The 17,253-nt window shown below is 66.8% G+C and carries 19 protein-coding genes; 14 read left to right on the top strand and 5 right to left on the bottom strand.

The annotated features are described in order from the left end of the window. Together BVC93_RS09700 and BVC93_RS09695 are read right to left on the bottom strand one after the other, a co-directional pair. Nucleotides 1-771 (bottom strand): amino acid ABC transporter ATP-binding protein, encoded by a 771-nt coding sequence (locus tag BVC93_RS09700; RefSeq protein WP_269466574.1) that lies wholly within the window; start codon nt 769-771, stop codon nt 1-3. Then, nucleotides 768-1,844: an LLM class flavin-dependent oxidoreductase gene (locus tag BVC93_RS09695; RefSeq protein WP_083736982.1), complete on the bottom strand. Its 1,077-nt coding sequence runs from the start codon at nt 1,842-1,844 to the stop codon at nt 768-770. Before BVC93_RS09695 ends, BVC93_RS09700 begins: the two co-directional genes overlap by 4 nt. A 168-nt stretch (nt 1,845-2,012) precedes the next feature. Here BVC93_RS09695 and BVC93_RS09690 point away from each other — a divergent pair, with 168 nt between their 5' ends. Further along, entirely contained in the window at nt 2,013-4,220 is a 2,208-nt protein-coding gene (locus BVC93_RS09690; protein ID WP_083736981.1) for a molybdopterin-dependent oxidoreductase, read from the top strand. Here the strand turns inward: BVC93_RS09690 and BVC93_RS09685 are convergent. Further along, nucleotides 4,213-4,935: an SIMPL domain-containing protein gene (locus tag BVC93_RS09685; RefSeq protein WP_157516836.1), complete on the bottom strand. Its 723-nt coding sequence runs from the start codon at nt 4,933-4,935 to the stop codon at nt 4,213-4,215. The two genes, BVC93_RS09690 and BVC93_RS09685, sit on opposite strands and share 8 nt — an antisense overlap. A gap of 470 nt (nt 4,936-5,405) precedes the next feature. Between BVC93_RS09685 and BVC93_RS09680 the strand changes: the two genes are divergently transcribed. The 7 genes from BVC93_RS09680 to BVC93_RS09655 all read left to right on the top strand — a co-directional run bounded on the left by BVC93_RS09680 (nt 5,406) and on the right by BVC93_RS09655 (nt 9,207). Next, on the top strand, nt 5,406-5,741 hold the full coding sequence (locus BVC93_RS09680) for a YnfA family protein (protein WP_083736979.1): 336 nt from the start codon (nt 5,406-5,408) through the stop codon (nt 5,739-5,741). 193 nt (nt 5,742-5,934) lie between these two features. Continuing rightward, nucleotides 5,935-6,342 carry a cupin domain-containing protein gene (locus BVC93_RS09675; protein WP_083736978.1) on the top strand — a complete coding sequence of 136 codons (408 nt, stop codon included), beginning with the start codon at nt 5,935-5,937 and terminating at the stop codon, nt 6,340-6,342. After that, nucleotides 6,339-7,094: an SDR family oxidoreductase gene (locus tag BVC93_RS09670; RefSeq protein WP_083736977.1), complete on the top strand. Its 756-nt coding sequence runs from the start codon at nt 6,339-6,341 to the stop codon at nt 7,092-7,094. The genes BVC93_RS09675 and BVC93_RS09670 overlap by 4 nt, the downstream gene beginning before the upstream one ends. Next, complete coding sequence (locus BVC93_RS34600) at nt 7,091-7,417, top strand: NAD-dependent epimerase/dehydratase family protein (RefSeq protein WP_335583129.1); 327 nt, start codon at nt 7,091-7,093, stop codon at nt 7,415-7,417. The genes BVC93_RS09670 and BVC93_RS34600 overlap by 4 nt, the downstream gene beginning before the upstream one ends. Then, nucleotides 7,351-7,836 carry an SDR family oxidoreductase gene (locus BVC93_RS09665; protein WP_335583128.1) on the top strand — a complete coding sequence of 162 codons (486 nt, stop codon included), beginning with the start codon at nt 7,351-7,353 and terminating at the stop codon, nt 7,834-7,836. The genes BVC93_RS34600 and BVC93_RS09665 overlap by 67 nt, the downstream gene beginning before the upstream one ends. After that, nucleotides 7,833-8,555: an SDR family NAD(P)-dependent oxidoreductase gene (locus BVC93_RS09660; RefSeq protein ID WP_083736976.1), complete on the top strand. Its 723-nt coding sequence runs from the start codon at nt 7,833-7,835 to the stop codon at nt 8,553-8,555. Before BVC93_RS09665 ends, BVC93_RS09660 begins: the two co-directional genes overlap by 4 nt. A gap of 1 nt (nt 8,556) precedes the next feature. Continuing rightward, nucleotides 8,557-9,207, top strand: coding sequence for a nitroreductase (locus BVC93_RS09655; RefSeq protein ID WP_083736975.1), 651 nt, complete (start codon nt 8,557-8,559; stop codon nt 9,205-9,207). Between the two features lie 262 nt (nt 9,208-9,469). On the opposite strand, the gene BVC93_RS09650 is transcribed toward BVC93_RS09655, so the two are convergent. After that, entirely contained in the window at nt 9,470-10,489 is a 1,020-nt protein-coding gene (locus tag BVC93_RS09650) for a zinc-binding dehydrogenase (protein ID WP_083736974.1), read from the bottom strand. Beyond that, nucleotides 10,489-11,670 (bottom strand): LLM class flavin-dependent oxidoreductase, encoded by a 1,182-nt coding sequence (locus tag BVC93_RS09645; RefSeq protein WP_083736973.1) that lies wholly within the window; start codon nt 11,668-11,670, stop codon nt 10,489-10,491. The genes BVC93_RS09650 and BVC93_RS09645 overlap by 1 nt, the downstream gene beginning before the upstream one ends. 243 nt (nt 11,671-11,913) lie before the next feature. Here BVC93_RS09645 and ftsH point away from each other — a divergent pair, with 243 nt between their 5' ends. From ftsH to BVC93_RS09615, 6 genes are all read left to right on the top strand, one after another. Beyond that, on the top strand, nt 11,914-14,292 hold the full coding sequence (gene ftsH, locus BVC93_RS09640; protein ID WP_083736972.1) for an ATP-dependent zinc metalloprotease FtsH: 2,379 nt from the start codon (nt 11,914-11,916) through the stop codon (nt 14,290-14,292). Between the two features lie 33 nt (nt 14,293-14,325). Further along, on the top strand, nt 14,326-14,946 hold the full coding sequence (gene folE / locus BVC93_RS09635; protein ID WP_083740933.1) for a GTP cyclohydrolase I FolE: 621 nt from the start codon (nt 14,326-14,328) through the stop codon (nt 14,944-14,946). Nucleotides 14,947-14,966: 20 nt separating this feature from the next. After that, the gene (folP, locus tag BVC93_RS09630) at nt 14,967-15,776 is read left to right on the top strand and encodes a dihydropteroate synthase (protein WP_442929076.1); all 810 of its coding nucleotides are present in this window, start codon (nt 14,967-14,969) and stop codon (nt 15,774-15,776) included. Next, a complete protein-coding gene (folB, locus tag BVC93_RS09625) occupies nt 15,769-16,143 on the top strand; it encodes a dihydroneopterin aldolase (protein ID WP_083736970.1) in 375 nt (124 codons plus the stop codon). The genes folP and folB overlap by 8 nt, the downstream gene beginning before the upstream one ends. 108 nt (nt 16,144-16,251) lie before the next feature. After that, complete coding sequence (folK, locus tag BVC93_RS09620; RefSeq protein ID WP_083736969.1) at nt 16,252-16,773, top strand: 2-amino-4-hydroxy-6-hydroxymethyldihydropteridine diphosphokinase; 522 nt, start codon at nt 16,252-16,254, stop codon at nt 16,771-16,773. Beyond that, the gene (locus BVC93_RS09615) at nt 16,773-17,249 is read left to right on the top strand and encodes a DUF3180 domain-containing protein (RefSeq protein ID WP_083736968.1); all 477 of its coding nucleotides are present in this window, start codon (nt 16,773-16,775) and stop codon (nt 17,247-17,249) included. Before folK ends, BVC93_RS09615 begins: the two co-directional genes overlap by 1 nt. Nucleotides 17,250-17,253 lie beyond the last annotated feature (4 nt).

Genomic DNA, 17,253 nt, shown 5'->3' with positions numbered 1-17,253 from the left:
CTAGGGGGCCAGCGCCGAGAGGAAGGCGCGGGTGCGTTCGTGAAGCGGGTCGGAGAACTGGGCTGCGGGTCCTTCTTCGACGATGCGGCCGTCAGCCATGAAGACGATGCGGTCGGCGACGTCTCGGGCGAAGGGGATCTCGTGGGTGACGACCACCATGGTCATGCCGGTGGCGGCGAGTTCACGCATGTCATCGAGCACCCCTTTGACGAGTTCTGGGTCCAGTGCGCTCGTCGCCTCGTCGAACAGCATCAGCTTGGGCTTGAGCGCCAGGGCGCGGGCGATGGCCAGGCGCTGCTTCTGGCCTCCGGACAGGGAATCCGGGTAGGCCTGGGCCTTGGCGTCCAGGGAGACGGCTCGAAGGCGTTCCATCGCAACTTCTTTGGCCTCCGGCCCGCTGAGCCCCTGGGCCTTGCGCAGCGCCAGGGTGACGTTGGCCAACGTCGTCATGTGCGGAAAGACGTTGAAGTGCTGGAACACCATGCCCATCTCGCGGCGGTGCCGAGCCAGCTCCCTGCGTTCGGCGCGGTAGCGCCACGGCAAGCCTGCGGTGGCGGGTCGGAGGATCTCGCCGTCGAATTCGACCGTGCCGGCATCGGGTGGGGTAAGCATGTTGATGGTCCGCAGTAGGGTCGACTTCCCGGAACCGCTGGGGCCGAGGATGACCACCACCGAACCGCGTGCGATGTCGAGATCAACCCCGGCGAGAACGGTGTTGGTGCCAAAGGATTTACCGATGCCACGCATTCGCACCAAGGGGGTGGCCGTCACGCCAGTACCTCCTGACGCACCTGGCCCAGCAGGCGGATGGATTTCACCGTGTCCTCGTGAGAGATCCCGGGGTATCGACAGCGGAACATCACGTGCAGTGAGTCGCCCACGACGTCGCGCAGTCTGCGGAAGCCGGGTGCCAGCTCATCGGGTGAGCCCAGCCAGATCTCACTGCGGCGGGCGGCGTGTTCTTCCGGCGGCATCCGGTCGGGGTACCAGTCGGCGTACTCGGCGGGCGGCAGGCCGTACCAGTCGCCGTACACCCGGCGGGTGTACATGTAACCGTCCTGGACGGTCTGCCATGCGGCGTCGGCACCGTCTTCGTGCAGGAACCCGCCGAGGGTCAGATACACCGGGGCGGCCAGTGGATCCTTGCCGGCATTGTCGAGTGCGGCTCGGTATTCGCCGACGAGTTCGGCGACGCGGCTGAACAGATCGCGATTGTGACCCAGTTCCTTGAACTTTCGGGAGTCGGTGCCGCCGTCCATGATGAACCCATCGGCGAGCCGTGCGGCTCGTTCGATCGCGGCCGGTGCATGCCCACCCATCAGTAGCGGCACCCCACCGGGTTGGACCGGCTTGGGAAAGACCTCGAAACCGTTACGTGAGTAGGTAGTTCCCTCGAAATCGATAGGTCCGTCGGCCCACGCCCGGCGGAGCAGCAGGCACAGGTCTTCCATCTGGCGGACGCGCCGGGAGCGCGTGGTCCCGAAGCCCTGGTACTCGATGTCGCGGTAACCCAGTGCCACGCCCAGTGCCGCCCGGCCTCCGGAGAGCTGGTCGAGGAATGCGGTGTCCTCGGCCAGCCGGATGGGGTCGTAGAGCGGCGCGAGTGCCACCGAGATGCCCACGGTGATGCTCTCGGTGGCCTGAGCCACCGCGGCCGCGTAGGGCAACACGCTGCCGACGTAGCCGTTGTCGAGGAAGTGGTGCTCGGAGATCCACACGGCATCCAGGCCAACCTGTTCGGCGGTGCGCATCTGTTCGATCTCGTCCCGCAGCTGGCGCGTCTGGGAGATCTCCTGCTCCGGGAGGACCTCGCCCGTGAACACGCCAAGGCCGATCTGCATCATCCACGTCCTTTCCGCTACTTTTCGTTCGAAAGGCAGAGTAGGCAAATAGTGTTACGTATATGTTGATTCACGCTCCAGTTGCATTACGAATACAAGCAACTATTGGGTGATTGACTTTCGAGTGAAACATTTCTGCATGCTTCGGCTTTCGATCGGCAGACTGTTGCCATGGGTACTGCTCTGCGCATCTGTCCGTTGTGTGAAGCGACCTGCGGGTTGGTTCTCACCATCGACGACAACCGGGTCACCGGTGCCCGGGGAGATCGCGACGACGTGTTCAGCGCGGGGTTCATCTGCCCCAAAGGCGCCAGCTTCGCCGAACTCGACAACGACCCCGACCGGCTCACCCGGCCGTTGGTACGCCGTGGCGGTGAGTTGGTGGAGACAACCTGGGATGAGGCCTTTGCGGCGGTGGCCGACGGACTGGGCCGGGTTGCGGGAAAGCAGACGGCCATCTACCTGGGTAATCCCAATGCCCACACCATCGCCGGTGCGCTCTACGCACCGCTGGTGATCAAAGCGCTGGGCACCCGCTACGTGTTCAGTGCCAGCACCCTGGACCAGATGCCCAAGCAGGTGGCGCAGGGCTGTCTGTACGGCAACGCGTTCGCGTTCACGGTGCCCGACCTCGACCGCACCGACCACCTGGTGGTCATCGGCGCCAACCCGCTGGTGTCCAACGGAAGTGTCGCCACCGCAGCCGATTTCGGTGGCAAGCTCAAAGCACTGCGCCGTCGCGGCGGTCGGCTCACCGTCATCGATCCAAGTCGCACCCGCACCGCCGAGATGGCCGACTGCCACCTGGCACCGCGCCCGGGCACCGATGCCGCGCTGCTGTTCGCGGTGGTCAACGTGCTGTTCGCCGAGGGACTCACGTCGCCGGATCTCGGCGGTATCGGCGGACACGTCACCGGCGTCGAGCAGGTGCGGGCCCTGGCCGCCGACTTCCCACCCACCGCCGTCGCCAGGTACTGCGGTGTCACGGTCGACGACATCCGCGATCTGGCCCGCTCCATCGCGGCGGCACCGCGGTGCGCGGTGTACGGCCGGATCGGGACGTCGACGGTGGAGTTCGGCACCCTGGGCAGTTGGCTCATCGACGTCATCAACATCCTCACCGGCAATCTGGACCGGCCAGGTGGTGCCATGTTCCCCCTCGGGCCCACCGCCCCGGCCCCACGGACACCGAAACCGGGTCGCGGTTTCAGCACCGGACGCTGGCACAGCCGGGTCTCCGGATATCCGGAGGTGGCCTCGGAGTTCCCGGCCACCGCGCTGGCAGAGGAAATCATCACCCCGGGTGATGGTCAGGTCAGGGCGCTGATCACTGTGGCGGGCAACCCGGTGCTCTCGGCGCCGGACGGGCAACGCCTGGCAGCTGCACTCGAGGGTGTCGATTTCATGCTCAGCATCGATCCCTACCTCAACGAGACCACCCGCCACGCCGACGTCGTGCTGCCGCCGCCACCGCCGTCGCAGGCTGCACACTTCGACTTCGCGCTCAACAACCTCGCGGTGCACAACAACGCCCGGTATTCACCACCGGTGCTGCCCTTGGGGAACAGGCCCAGTGAACCCGAGATCCTCTCCCGCATCGCACTGCTGATCCTGGGCGCCGGCCTGGACGCCGACCCGTCGCTGGCCGATCAGCAGGTGATCTCGATGACGCTGGGCAAGGCCGTCGCCGACCCGCAGTCGCCGGTGGCCGGGCTGGACCCCGAGGTGTTGGCGGCCCAGCTGACCGGCGATACCGGATACGAGAGGCGCCTCGACATGATGCTGCGCCTGGGGGCCTACGGCGACGGCTTCGGCGCGCGTCCCGACGGGCTGAACCTGGAGCGGTTGAAGGACGCTCCGCACGGCGTTGATCTGGGGCCGCTACAGCCGCGCATTCCCGAGGTGCTGCGGACCGCCTCCGGCGCAGTGGAACTCGCTCCTGACGCTCTGGTGGCCGACGCCGCGCGCCTGGCCGCCACCCTGGATGCGGTGCCCGACCGATTCGTGCTGATCGGGCGCAGGCACCTGCGTTCCAACAACAGCTGGATGCACAACGTGCCCGCGCTGGCCGGTGGCTCCAACCGCTGCACCCTGCAGATCCATCCGGACGACGCGGCGAACCTCGGCTTGGGAGACACGGCGGTGGTGAAAGGACCGGGCGGTGAGTTGACCGTCCCGGTCGAGGTCACCGACACCATCCGGCCCGGGGTGGTCTCCATCCCACACGGCTGGGGTCACGGGCAGGACGGCACCCGGTTGGACGTCGCGGCAACGCAGCCGGGCGTCAATGTCAACCAGCTCAACGACGGCAGCTTCCTGGACCCGCTGTCGGGCACCGCGGTGCTCAACGGGTTGCCGGTTGAGGTCTCGGCTACCTGAGTTCCCAGATTGCGGTAACCGAGAACGACACCGTCTGCTGGCCCGGCGACAGCGGAACCGGGCTGGCAGCCATGGCGCGTTCCATCGGCATCGGCGTCGGCGGTGGCGTACCGCCGCCGGTCTCGGAGATGGAGATGATCTTGCCCAGCTCCAGGCCGGACAGGTCGGCGTACTGCTGTGCGCGGGCCTGAGCGTCTTCGAAGGCGTTGGTACGGGCGTCTTTCACCAGCTCCGAGTCGTCGGCGAAGGAGTAGGCCACCGAGTTGATGCGGGTGGCGTTGCCGCCGCTGGACTGGATGAGTGCCAGCACCCGGCCCGCGACGGCAGTGTCGCGGATGGTGACGTTCATGGTGTTGTTGGCCTCGTAGCCGACGGGCTCGGCGGAGACGCCGTCTGCCCCGTACTGCGGCTGCAGGGAGAAGTTGGCGGTGGCGATGTCGGATTCGTCGATGCCCGCTTCCACCAGTGCGGTCCTGACCTGGTTGACACGATCAGTGGACTGGTTCATCGCGTCGGTGGCGTCGGAGGCGATGACGCTGATGCCGGCGCTGGCGGTCATCAGATCCGGCGTGCCCTGGACGTCGCCTTCCCCGACCACCGTCACCTGCCGCGGGGTGTCACCGGGCAGCGGAGGCGCGGGTGGGGCCGCGTCGCAGGCGGTGACCGCGGCGGCGGTGAGACCGGCGAGAAGGACGGCGGTGAGGCGGGATCGCATGCTTCGCACTTTATAGTGCGGCGACCGATGACCGGGCGAGGAACGAGTCCTGCGGGTGTGGACCCGAGCGACGGTGCTATCGGTGTGCCGGCGCGCCTCGACATCTGCCAGTCGCGGGCGCGGGCTGCGCCCGTGACCCCATTTCTGGGGTGCCGGTGGTGACCGGCCGGGAGTCGTGGTCGATGGTTCCGGCATCAGGAACCGGCCCAATCATGCTGGTGCAGCAGGTGTTCCGCCGGCACTCGCGCAGTTCCGCGAGTTCACCGGTGAGCGCTGCGTCGGGTGCTCGGAGTGCGGTCACAAGAGGCCGATCAGAAAGGTCGGGCGGGTTTCCCATTTACCATGGAAGGGACGGCTGTGATGCGAGTTTCGCAGGTGTCTTGCCGACGCGCAGCGTCCTCGCCGAGCCTGCTCCACTACGGTCGGCTGGGAACTCCTCCCACCGATACCCCTGAGACGGAGCAGCCCTGATGATGACCGCCAAGTCCGTGGCCCTGTTCGTGGTCGCCGCGCTCCTCGAGATCGGCGGAGCGTGGCTGGTCTGGCAGGGTGTTCGGGAACATCGTGGCTGGGTCTGGGTCGGGCTGGGAGTCATCGCGCTGGGTGCATACGGCTTTGTTGCGACCTTGCAGCCCGACGCCAACTTCGGTCGCATCCTTGCCGCCTATGGCGGGGTGTTTGTCGCCGGCTCTTTGGTGTGGGGCATGGCCTTGGACGGCTTCCGGCCTGATCGATGGGATGTCATCGGCGCGGTTATCTGCCTTCTGGGTGTCGCTGTCATCATGTATGCCCCTCGAGGCGCATGAGCGCAGTGTGATCGGCAGTGAGATGCCGTCCAGCTGAGCATTTTCCAGCGTGACTCCCAGACCGGGGGTGCAGCGCACCGGAGGGAACCGCCCGGTGCACTACGGACGGACTACGGGTTTTCCGTGATTCGCACGCTCCTGCTCCGGTGCGAGGCTCGAAGAGTCACATCGGAACAGATCTGGAGGCAGCGTCATGTCGGACGTGTTCGAGAAATTGTTGGGCGCCATGAAGGTGATCCAGAGCGTCGAGCCGCCGGTGATTCCCGCCGACGCGCACGTCATGACCTCGATCATCGAATGGGGACCCGGCGATACGGGCGCACCGCCGCACCGCCACCCGGGCGGGCCGTGTTTCGGCTACGTCCTCGAAGGCGAGATGCTCTTCGAGCTGGAAGGTGAGGCACCGCGAGTGATCCAGGCCGGGGAGGCGTTCTGGGAACCGGGCGGTGACGTCATTCACTATTCCGATGGCAACAACCGCGATGACGTTCCGCTGCGGTTCCTGGTCACCATGATGTGCAAACCCGGCGAGCAGATGTTCGTCATCGTCGACGACGCCGAACTCGAGGATCGTCGCGACCGCCGGGTTCCGGCGAAATGAAGATCGTGATCGCCGGCGCTACCGGCACCGTCGGACGCCACGTGGTGGCCGAAGCGGGGCGCAGGGGCCACGACGTGGTGGCATTGTCGCGCAACTCGGGCCAGGACGTCACCACCGGTGCGGGTCTCACGCAGGCGCTGACGGGCGCGGACGTGGTGATCGACGTCAGCAGCCAGACGACGATGAACACCGCAAAAGCCGTGCAGTTCTTCACCGATGCCACCCGTAACCTCCACGATGCTGAACGCGCCAACGGCGTCGGACACCATTTGGTGCTGTCGATCGTCGGCATCGACGCGATCAACACCGGCTACTACGCAGGCAAGGTCGCGCAGGAGAAAGTGGTGATGCAAGCCCAGGTGCCGTGGACGATCATGCGGGCTACCCAGTTCCACGAGTTCGTCTGCCAAGCGCTGGCGCAGGGCACGTTGGGTCCGGTGGCCCTTGTGCCCAAGATGCTGGTGCGCACCGTCGCCGCCGCGGAAGTCGCGCAGCGGCTGGTCGACCTGGCCGAAGCCGGGCCGTGCGGTTGCGCCACCGACCTGGTGGGCCCGCGTGACGACACGCTGATGGGATTGGTGCGCAAGACCTTTGCCCATGACGGCGTACGCAAGCGCCCCATCGGGGTGGCCCTCCCCGGAAAGTACTGGCGTGGAGTGGCTTCCGGTGTGCTGCGGGGCACCCCGGGCAGCGCGACCGGGGACCTGACCTTCGACCAGTGGCTGGACAGCCCGAAACGGAATCCATCATGAACATCACCATTGTCGGAGCCACCGGTCAGATCGGCACCCGGCTGGTGTCGTTGCTGTCCACAGCCGGGCACCGCATCACCGCCGCATCCCGGCAATCCGGCGTGGACGCCACAACGGGCGTGGGCCTCGATGAGGCACTGTCAGGTGCCGACGTGCTGATCGACGTTCTGAACTCACCCACCATGGAGGACGACGCCGCACTGGCCTTCTTCGTGGCACTTCGGCCAATCTCACCGCCGCCGCCGAGAAGGCCGATGTGCGCCATTATGTCCTGCTGTCCATCGTGGGGGTCGGCGCCGGTCTGCAGGGCGGTGGGTACCTGAGAGGAAAAGTGTTGCAGGAGATGACTGTCGCCGCCTCGGGCGTGCCCTACACCATTGTGCGCGCCACCCAGTTCCACGAGTTGACCGAACTCATCACCGCAGCACTGATCGTCGACGGCACCGTGCACGCTCCGGATGCGCTGATCCAACCCATTGCTGCCGACGACGTCGCGACCGAGGTCGCCGACGTGGCGACGGGCACACCCGTCAACGGGGTACGCAACATCGCAGGCCCGGAGCCCATGGCCTTTGCCGCGATGGCGAAGCTGGTGCTGGCCCAGCAGGGCACGGACATCCCGGTGCTCACCGACCCCACCGCGGCTTACTTCGGCGTCCCGGTTCAGCGCAGCAGCATGGTCCCCGGCCCGGACGGTCAGCTGTCCGCCACCAGCCTGGCCGAGTGGCTGGCCAAGCGATGAGCGAATTGCAGGGGCACAGTGCCCTGGTCACCGGCGGCACGGCTGGTATCGGCAAGGCCACGGCTCGGCTGCTCGCCGCCGCAGGCGCCATGGTGACCATCACAGGTCGCGACGCCGCCAAGGGTGTTGCTGCCGCAGCAGAACTGGGGGACCGGGTTCGGTTCATCATGGCCGATATGACCGACCTGGCGTCCGTGGACCACCTGGCCCGTCACTTCGATGGCGACATCGTGGTCAACAACGCGGCGAGCTTCCCGGGGGCCATGACAGTGGACCAGGACGTCAACTCCTTCGAACGCACCTACGCGATCAACGTGCGCGGCGTGTACTTTCTGGTGGCCGAGGTGGTACCGGCGATGATCCGCCGCGGCGGTGGTTCCATCGTCAATGTCACGTCGATGGTGGCGAGCAAGGGTGTGGCAGGTGCATCGGTGTACAGCTCGTCGAAGGCCGCGCTGGAATCGATGACTCGGACTTGGGCGGCGGAATTCGGCAGCCACGGAGTGAGAGTCAACAGTGTGGCGCCCGGACCCACCGCCACCGAGGGAGTGGCCGCAGAATGGGGTGACGTTAACGAAGAACTAGGCAGGGCACTGCCGTTGGGGCGCACCGCAGATCCCGTCGAGATCGCCGAAGCCATCCTCTTCCTTGCCTCGCCGCGTGCCAGCTTCATCACCGGAACCACGTTGCACGTCGACGGCGGCGGATCGGCGGTATGAGATGAACACCTTCGCCGAGATCGTGCACCGTAGGCACTCTTCACGAATGTTCTTGGCCGACAAACCTGTTCCACCAGAGCTCCTCCACGAGGCGCTGACGTTGGCCATGCGGGCACCGTCGAATTCCAACGTGCAACCCTGGCAGCTGTTGCTCGCCTCGGGGGAGCGTCGCGACGCACTCGCCGCCGCGCTGTCTGAGCGGGCACGAACCAACCCTCCCACGGCAACGGGCCTGCCGGACTCCTTCGCCGCCCTACGTCGTGAACTGGGCGCGCAGGTGTACGGCGCTATGGGGATTGCCCGTGAGGACGGGGCAGCCCGATGGAACGCCCAGCTACGCAACTTTGAGTTCTTCCACGCCCCCGTGGCCGGAATGGTCTGCATGCACCGCGATCTCGGCATGCCCGATGCCGTTGGGGTGGGCATGTTCCTACAGACTCTGCTGCTGGCGCTGACCGAGCGTGGCCTCGACAGCTGCGTGCAGGTGTCCACCACGCTTTATCCCGATGTGGTGCGCGAACATCTCGGTATCCCTGACGAACTGCAGCTGTTGTGCGGGCTGTGCATCGGCTATGCGGACCCGGCCTTCGCGGCGAATCGGCTGACCATACCCCGTAACGATCTCACGAAGAACGTCGTGTTCGTGAAATGACCAGCGACGAAAGGCCTTGATTGGGAGAGAGATTCTGGCGGTTGGCAGAGGTTTGGCCGGTGTGGGTAGCGCCCGGTCGCTGCTCGTCCCGTATTCCCCATCAGTACCTGGCGATTCAGTTGGACGTGAGGTCCAGATCGGAGCGGCGGGTCTGTGACGTTCCGACGGCGTTGACAGCATCGACGGCCTCACGCGAGGCCGTTCGATTCATCGCGTGAGCTGCGACAATGGTCACGTCACACCACGGCCGCCCAATGCCATGTCACGCCTGAGGCGTCACCAGGACCTTGCAGTGTCGTTCCGGATCGGCCAGGCCGGTGAACGCCGCGCCCACTCCGTCGAGACTCACCGTCGAGGTGATCATCGGGGACACATCCACCACCCCGTCGGCAATGGCGGTCAGCGCTGACGCGAACTCTTTTGGGCTGTGGCCAAAGACGAACTGCACGGTGATGTTCTTCATGGCGGCGAACGCCGGGCGCACGGTGTCCGGCTGCATCGACGCGCCCACCGAGACCAATCGGCAATTGCTCGGCGCCATGCGGATCGCCTCATCGATGATGCCGGGTACACCGACGGCTTCGAACACGACCGAGGGCCGCGCCACGTCGAACGGTGACTGCATCGCCGGATCCACCGTCCGGGAAGCTCCCATGGTCTGCGCCAGAGTGCGCCGCACAGGTGAGAAGTCCGCGGCGACGACGGATTCCACCCCGGCCGCGCGCAACGCGGCGATGATCGAGATGCCCACCGGTCCGGCGCCGATCACCACCGCGGTGTCGTCGGGGCGGATACGGGATTTGTTGACGGCGTGGATGCCGACAGCCAACGGTTCTGTCAGCGCCGCCCGCCGTGCGTCGAGCCCGTTGGGCACCGGTAGCAGCAGCGGCGCCGAGAGCAGCATCCGTTCGGCATAGCCACCGATCACGGTGTTGCTGAACACGATTCCATCGATTCGGTCCCCGGACACCAGGATCGGCTGTGAGGTCACCAGGGTTCCCGGCGCCGGGGCGTCGGTCTCGGGGCCCGCTTCGAGTATCTCGGCACTGAATTCGTGGCCCATGAAGACGTCGGCGTCGAGGTCCAGATCAGTGTTCATGGGCGTGTCGCGAACCTGTCTGGCGAGTTCGATCATCTCGGCGCCGTGTCGGGCGAAATGCAGGTCGGATCCGCAGATGCCGCACGCCCGTACCTCCACCAGCACCTGGCCGGGTCCGGGTACCGGATCCGGGACGTCGTCGCGCAACACCATGGCGCCGTTGCGTAACACGCTGGCACGCATCACCGCTGGCTCTCCTGGGTGTGTTCCTCGATGGCGTTGACCACCGCCTCACCCGCCCGGCCCAGCAGTGCCCTGCGCTTGCCGCTGGCCCAGTCGTGGGAGTCCTGAGGTGCTGCCAACTGGCCCTTGAAGTACGGGATCACCTTGCGCGCGAAGAGGTCGTAGGAATGCAGGGTGGCCCTCGGGTCCGCCCAGTCATGACCCAACATCAAAAATGTGCCGAATCCCCCCGACTGTTCCAACAGACCCGAGATGTAGGCGATGGCGTCGTCCGGCGTGCCGATGCAGCAGTTGCCCTTGGCGGCGTAGTCGGCGACGAATTGCCGCGGATTCGGCGGTGTGCCGTCCACCGTGTTCGACAGCGGCACGAAGCCCGCGGCCCCGAAGTACTTCGCGAAATCCTGCAGGCCATATGTGCAGTCGTCGATCGCCTGGTCACGGCTGTCGGCCAGGTGCACGATGCCCAGCACCCGCCAGTTCGCCCGGTCGGGTTGCGCGCGCCCGGCCTTCTCGGCCTGATCGGTGACGATCTGCCAGGCATCCTCCAGCGCGGCGAACCCACCCGGCACCGACATCGACAACGACAACAGTGAGGTGCCCAGCGCCCCGGCGAGCCTCGGCCCCGACGGCGACACCATGGCCGCGGTCGAGATCTCCGGGTAGGGCCAGGTGTACGGCCGCACCTGCAAAGCAGCCTCGCGCAACGTGAACCAGTCGGTCTGCCGGTCGATCCGCTCGCCGGGGGCTGCGCGGAACAGCGCGAGGATGGCCTCGAGCGATTCGCGCATCATAGGTCGCTGCCGCACCGGGTCGATGCCCATCATGTAAGCGTCCGACGGCAGCGCGCCCGGTCCGGTCCCGAACATCACCCGGCCCCGGGTCAGGTGGTCCAGCAGCACCCAGCGGTCGGCGACCATGAGCGGATGGTGGTATGGCAGTGACACCACACCGGTGCCCAGGCGGATGTGCCTGGTGCGCTCCGCGGCCGTGGCGATGAACACCTCGGGGCAGGAGATCAGCTCATAGCCGCCGGAATGGTGCTCCCCGAACCAGGCCTCGTCGAATCCGAGCCGGTCCAGTGCCACCACCCGCTCCAGGTCGTAGTCCAGCGCAACGGTGGGGGACTGTCCCACCGGATGGAAGGGCGTGATGAAGGCGCCGAAGTTCAGCGGACGGTTCACCGCACCACCGCCACGATGTTCAGCAGCACCTGGGAAGCTGCTGGTCGGCTCGCTTCGATCAGCTGGAGTCCAGCCCCGTAGGACTCGACCAAACGCTGGGTTGACGTCCGCACAGTCCCACCAAATCACGATTCGGTGCCCGTGGGAACTGCGGATCGTTGGCCTAGCGGTAGCCTTGAAGTTCTCCCCGCGCGCATTGGAAGGACCTGGCTGGCAGGACATGCATGCCGGCCGACGATATTGATGAACCGTAAAACCCTGATCCGCACGCTCACGGTGATCGCCGTGGTGCTGTTGCTCGGATGGTCGTTCTTCTATTTTTCCGACGACACTCGCGGCTACAAGCCCGTCGACACGTCCGTCGCACTCGCCCAGATCAGCGACAACAACGTCAACAGCGCGCAGATCGACGACCGCGAGCAGCAGATCCGCCTCGACCTCAAAGAGGGCAACGGCGACACCGAGAACTCCACCCAGGTGATCTCGAAGTACCCCACCGGGTACGGCGTCACGTTGTTCAACGACCTCAGCGACAAGAACGTCAAGATCAACACGGTGGTGAACCAGGGCAGCGTCCTCGGTTCGCTGTTGATCTACATGCTTCCGCTGCTGCTGCTCGTCGGCCTGTTCATCATGTTCTCCCGCATGCAGTCCGGCGGCCGGATGGGCTTCGGCTTCGGCAAGTCCAAGGCCAAGCAGCTCACCAAGGACATGCCCAAGACCACGTTCGCCGACGTCGCGGGCGCCGACGAGGCTGTCGAAGAGCTCTACGAGATCAAGGACTTCCTGCAGAACCCGTCGCGCTACCAGGCTCTGGGCGCCAAGATCCCCAAGGGCGTGCTGCTCTACGGCCCGCCGGGAACCGGCAAGACGCTGTTGGCCCGTGCGGTCGCAGGCGAGGCGGGTGTGCCGTTCTTCACCATCTCCGGCTCGGACTTCGTGGAGATGTTCGTCGGTGTCGGCGCCTCCCGCGTGCGTGATCTCTTCGAGCAGGCCAAGCAGAACAACCCCTGCATCATCTTCGTCGACGAGATCGACGCCGTGGGCCGCCAACGTGGCGCCGGCCTGGGTGGCGGGCACGACGAGCGTGAGCAGACGCTCAACCAGCTGCTGGTCGAGATGGACGGCTTCGGCGACCGCCAGGGCGTCATCCTGATCGCGGCCACCAACCGTCCCGACATCCTGGACCCGGCCCTGCTGCGGCCCGGCCGCTTCGACCGCCAGATCCCGGTCACCGCGCCCGACCTGGCCGGCAGGCGCGCAGTGCTGAAGGTGCACTCGCAGGGCAAGCCGATCGCCGAGGACGCCGACCTCGAGGGTCTGGCCAAGCGCACCGTGGGTATGTCGGGTGCCGACCTGTCCAACGTCATCAACGAGGCGGCCCTGCTGACCGCCCGCGAGAACGGCACCATCATCTCCGGCGCGGCGCTCGAAGAGGCCGTCGACCGCGTGATCGGCGGGCCCCGCCGCAAGAGCCGGATCATCAGCGAGGAAGAGAAGAAGATCACCGCCTACCACGAGGGTGGGCACACCCTCGCGGCGTGGGCGATGCCGGACATCGAGCCCATCTACAAGGTCACCATCCTGGCGCGCGGCCGTACCGGCGGCCACGCCGTCTCGGTGCCCGAGGACGACAAGGGCCTGATGACCCGCTCGGAGATGATCGCCCGGCTGGTGTTCGCCATGGGCGGGCGCGCGGCCGAGGAACTGATCTTCCGCGAGCCCACCACCGGTGCGTCGTCGGACATCCAGCAGGCCACCCGTATCGCCCGCGCCATGGTCACCGAGTACGGCATGAGCGCCAAGCTGGGCGCGGTCAAGTACGGCACCGAACACGGTGACCCGTTCCTGGGCCGTTCCATGGGCACGCAGGCCGACTACAGCCACGAAGTGGCCCGCGAGATCGACGAAGAGGTGCGCAAGCTCATCGAAGCCGCGCACACCGAGGCCTGGGAGGTGCTCAGCGAGAACCGCGACGTCCTCGACGTACTGGCCGGCGAGCTGCTGGAGAAGGAGACGCTGCATCGCGCCGAACTCGAGGTCATCCTCAGCGCGGTGAAGAAGCGTCCCCGCATCACCGCGTTCGACGACTTCGGCGGCCGGGTGCCGTCCGACAAGCCGCCCATCAAGACTCCGGGCGAGCTGGCGATCGAGCGTGGCGAGGAGTGGCCCAAGCCGCTGCCCGAGCCGGCGTTCAAGCAGGCGATCCGCGAGGCCGAACGCAAGAACAACGGCTCCAACGGATCCAACGGCGCACCCAACGGTTCCAACGGTGCTCCCGGCGCAAAGCAGCCGGACTACGGCGCTCCCGCCGGTTGGCACGCGCCGGGTTGGCCGCCTCGCGGCCAGCAACCGCCGCCGCAGCCGCCGCAGGGCCCGTGGTATCCGCCGTCCGGTCAGCAGCCCGCTCCGCCGTCAGGTGGCTGGGGTCCGCCGTCGGGTGGCTACCCGGGACAGCATTCCGGCGGCTACCAAGGCCAGGGTGGATATCCGGGGCAGCAACAGCCCTACCCGTACCAGCCCTACCCCCCGCAGTATGGTCAGCCTGGACCGGAGGGCGGCGAACGGCCGGACTCCCGGGGCGAGGATGCGGGTCGACACAACCGACCCGACCACGGCTGACATAGAGCGGAGGCTCGAGTGGCTACTGGGGGCCTGGCGGCGTCGGCGCCGCAGCCCAACTCCCACGCGGCGACGTACAGTCGCCCGGAGTTCGACCAAGCGCGCGCGGAGGCGGCGGTGCGGGAACTGCTGTACGCCATCGGCGAGGACCCGGACCGGCAAGGTCTGGTGGACACCCCGGCGCGGGTGGCTCGGGCATACCAGGAGATGTTCGCCGGGCTGTACACCAATCCCGACGACGTACTCAACACCACGTTCGACGAGCAACATGACGAGCTGGTGCTGGTCAAGGACATCCCGATGTACTCGACGTGTGAGCACCACCTGGTGGCTTTCCACGGGGTGGCCCATGTCGGCTACATCCCCGGGGTCGACGGCAGGGTGACGGGACTGTCCAAACTGGCCCGCGTGGTCGACCTCTACGCCAAGCGGCCGCAAGTCCAGGAACGGCTGACCGGCCAGGTGGCTGATGCGATGATGCGCAAACTGGACCCGCGTGGTGTCATCGTCGTGATGGAGGCCGAGCACCTCTGTATGGCGATGCGCGGTATCCGCAAGCCGGGTGCTGTCACCACCACCTCGGCTGTTCGCGGACAGTTCAAGACGGACAAGGCATCTCGGGCCGAGGCGCTGGATCTCATCCTGCGAAAGTGAACTCTCCACACGTGCAGGTGATGGGCATCGTCAACGTCACCGAGGATTCGTTCTCCGACGGTGGGCGCTACCTTTCGCCTGATGCAGCTGTGCGGCACGGTTTGGGCTTGGTGGCCGACGGAGCCGCCATCATCGACGTGGGTGGTGAGTCCACCCGTCCCGGCCACCAACGTGTCGAGCCCGAAATCGAAAAGGCGCGGGTGCTGCCCGTCGTCGAAAGGCTTGCCGCCCAAGGGGTCACCGTCAGCATCGACACCATGCACGCCGATGTGGCAGCAGCGGCCCTCGAACACGGCGCCGCCATCGTCAACGACGTGTCCGGTGGCCGCGCCGACGCGGCGATGGCCGGAGTGGTGGCATCAGCGGGAGTGCCCTGGATCCTGATGCACTGGCGGCCGGTCTCGGCGCAGGATCCGCACACCGTGCCGGACTATGGGGATGTGGTGACCGACGTGCGCGACGCATTACTGCGCACCGTCGACGACGCGGTGGCCGCCGGTGTGGACCCCGCCAATTTGGTGATCGACCCTGGTCTCGGGTTTGCCAAGACGGCACAACACAATTGGCAGCTGCTCAAGGCGCTGCCGAAGTTCGTCGAAACCGGGTTCCCCGTCCTGATCGGGGCGTCGAGAAAACGCTTCCTCGGCGCCCTGCTGGCCGGCGCCGACGGTGTCCGTCCGCCGGATGGCCGCGAGACCGCCACCGCGGTGATCTCCGCGTTGGCGGCCACCCATGGAGCCTGGGGAGTGCGGGTGCACAATGTGCGCGCCTCGGTGGACGCGCTCGCCGTCGCGGACGCCTGGAACTCCGGAGGTGCGAGTCATGGCTGACCGAATCGAGCTGCGCGGGTTGACTGTTCGCGGCAATCACGGTGTGTTCGACCACGAGCGGCGCGACGGTCAGGAGTTCGTGGTCGACATCACGCTGTGGATCGACCTTGCCGCCGCAGCGGCCTCCGACCAGCTCGAGGACACCTACGACTACGGGGTGCTGGCCGCGCGGGCCGCCGCGATCGTGGGCGGCGAGCCCAGGAACCTGATCGAGACCGTGTCGGCCGCGATCGCCGAGGACGTGATGACCGACGAGCGGGTGCACGCCGTCGAGGTGGTGGTGCACAAACCGAAGGCGCCGATCCCGCTGGACTTCGCCGATGTCGCGGTGGTGGCCCGCAGGTCGCGTCGGGGTAATCGCGCATGAGCGTCGAGCGAGTAGCGAGTACGCGAGGGACGAGCGGGGGAGCGGATCGCGCATGAGCGTCGAGCGAGTAGCGAGTACGCGAGGGACGAGCGGGGGAGCGGATCGCGCATGAGCACAGTGGTCCTGTCCATCGGTTCCAATCTCGGTGACCGGCTGGCTCGTCTGCAGTCCGTGGTGGACGCGCTCGGTGACCGGTTGCGGGCCGTGTCGCCGGTGTACGAGACCGACCCGTGGGGTGGAGTTGACCAAGGTGCGTTCCTGAATGCCGTGGTGACCGCCGAGGACCCCGGTCTCGACGGTCACGGTTGGCTCGACTTCGCCCAGACACTCGAGGCTGCTGCCGAACGGATCCGCGGGCAGAAGTGGGGACCGCGCACCCTGGATGTCGATCTGGTGGCCTGCCATGACCAGGCCGGTGAGCAGATCTGCCGGGACGACGGACTGACTTTGCCCCATCCGCTGGCCCACCTGCGTGCGTTCGTGCTGATCCCGTGGCTGGCGGTGGACCCGGACGCGACGTTGACGGTCACCGACACCGTGGTGCCGGTGTCGCAGCTGCTGTCCGAGCTGCCTGCCGACGACCGTGACGGCGTGCGGTTGACGCCCCTGGTGCTCGGTGTCGCCGACTGATGGGACCCACCCGCAAACGTGATCTCGCAGGCGCGGTGGTGGCCGCGGCCGTCATCGGCTACCTCCTGGTGCTGATGTCCTACCGGTACTTCCCTCCGCTGACGGTGTGGACCGGACTGTCCCTGGCGGCGGTGGGTGTCGCCGAGGCGGTCTGGGGCTGGCACCTACGAGCCAAGATCAACAACGGGGAGATCGGAGTCGGCGGCGGCCGGGTGCACCCACTGGCGGTGGCGCGCAGCGTGGTGATCGCCAAGGCGTCGGCATGGATGGGTGCAGTGGTGCTCGGGTGGTGGATTGCGGTGCTGGCTTACCTGATTCCGCGTCGCACGAGTGTCCGCGTCGCCGGGGAGGACACCGCCGGTGCGGTGGTGGCCGCGGTGTGCGCGCTGGTGCTGATCGGCGCGGCACTGTGGTTGCAGCATTGCTGCAAGTCGCCGCCGGACACGTCTGACGGTCCCGAGGGCGCTACCGAGTAGCGGC

The sequence above is a fragment of the Mycobacterium sp. MS1601 genome (assembly GCF_001984215.1).
GTDB lineage: Bacteria > Actinomycetota > Actinomycetes > Mycobacteriales > Mycobacteriaceae > Mycobacterium.
This window is presented reverse-complemented; position numbering and strand designations above follow the sequence as displayed.

Coding starts and splice junctions, on each gene's coding strand:
- BVC93_RS09680 (WP_083736979.1), top strand. CDS start 5,406: ATGATGACCGCCAAGTCCGTGGCCCTGTTCGTGGTCGCCGCGCTCCTC.
- BVC93_RS09690 (WP_083736981.1), top strand. CDS start 2,013: ATGGGTACTGCTCTGCGCATCTGTCCGTTGTGTGAAGCGACCTGCGGG.
- BVC93_RS09675 (WP_083736978.1), top strand. CDS start 5,935: ATGTCGGACGTGTTCGAGAAATTGTTGGGCGCCATGAAGGTGATCCAG.
- BVC93_RS09660 (WP_083736976.1), top strand. CDS start 7,833: ATGAGCGAATTGCAGGGGCACAGTGCCCTGGTCACCGGCGGCACGGCT.
- BVC93_RS09670 (WP_083736977.1), top strand. CDS start 6,339: ATGAAGATCGTGATCGCCGGCGCTACCGGCACCGTCGGACGCCACGTG.
- folP (WP_442929076.1), top strand. CDS start 14,967: ATGGGCATCGTCAACGTCACCGAGGATTCGTTCTCCGACGGTGGGCGC.
- BVC93_RS09695 (WP_083736982.1), bottom strand. CDS start 1,844: ATGATGCAGATCGGCCTTGGCGTGTTCACGGGCGAGGTCCTCCCGGAG.
- ftsH (WP_083736972.1), top strand. CDS start 11,914: ATGAACCGTAAAACCCTGATCCGCACGCTCACGGTGATCGCCGTGGTG.
- folK (WP_083736969.1), top strand. CDS start 16,252: ATGAGCACAGTGGTCCTGTCCATCGGTTCCAATCTCGGTGACCGGCTG.
- folB (WP_083736970.1), top strand. CDS start 15,769: ATGGCTGACCGAATCGAGCTGCGCGGGTTGACTGTTCGCGGCAATCAC.
- BVC93_RS09650 (WP_083736974.1), bottom strand. CDS start 10,489: ATGCGTGCCAGCGTGTTACGCAACGGCGCCATGGTGTTGCGCGACGAC.
- BVC93_RS09615 (WP_083736968.1), top strand. CDS start 16,773: ATGGGACCCACCCGCAAACGTGATCTCGCAGGCGCGGTGGTGGCCGCG.
- BVC93_RS09685 (WP_157516836.1), bottom strand. CDS start 4,935: ATGCGATCCCGCCTCACCGCCGTCCTTCTCGCCGGTCTCACCGCCGCC.
- BVC93_RS09655 (WP_083736975.1), top strand. CDS start 8,557: ATGAACACCTTCGCCGAGATCGTGCACCGTAGGCACTCTTCACGAATG.
- BVC93_RS34600 (WP_335583129.1), top strand. CDS start 7,091: ATGAACATCACCATTGTCGGAGCCACCGGTCAGATCGGCACCCGGCTG.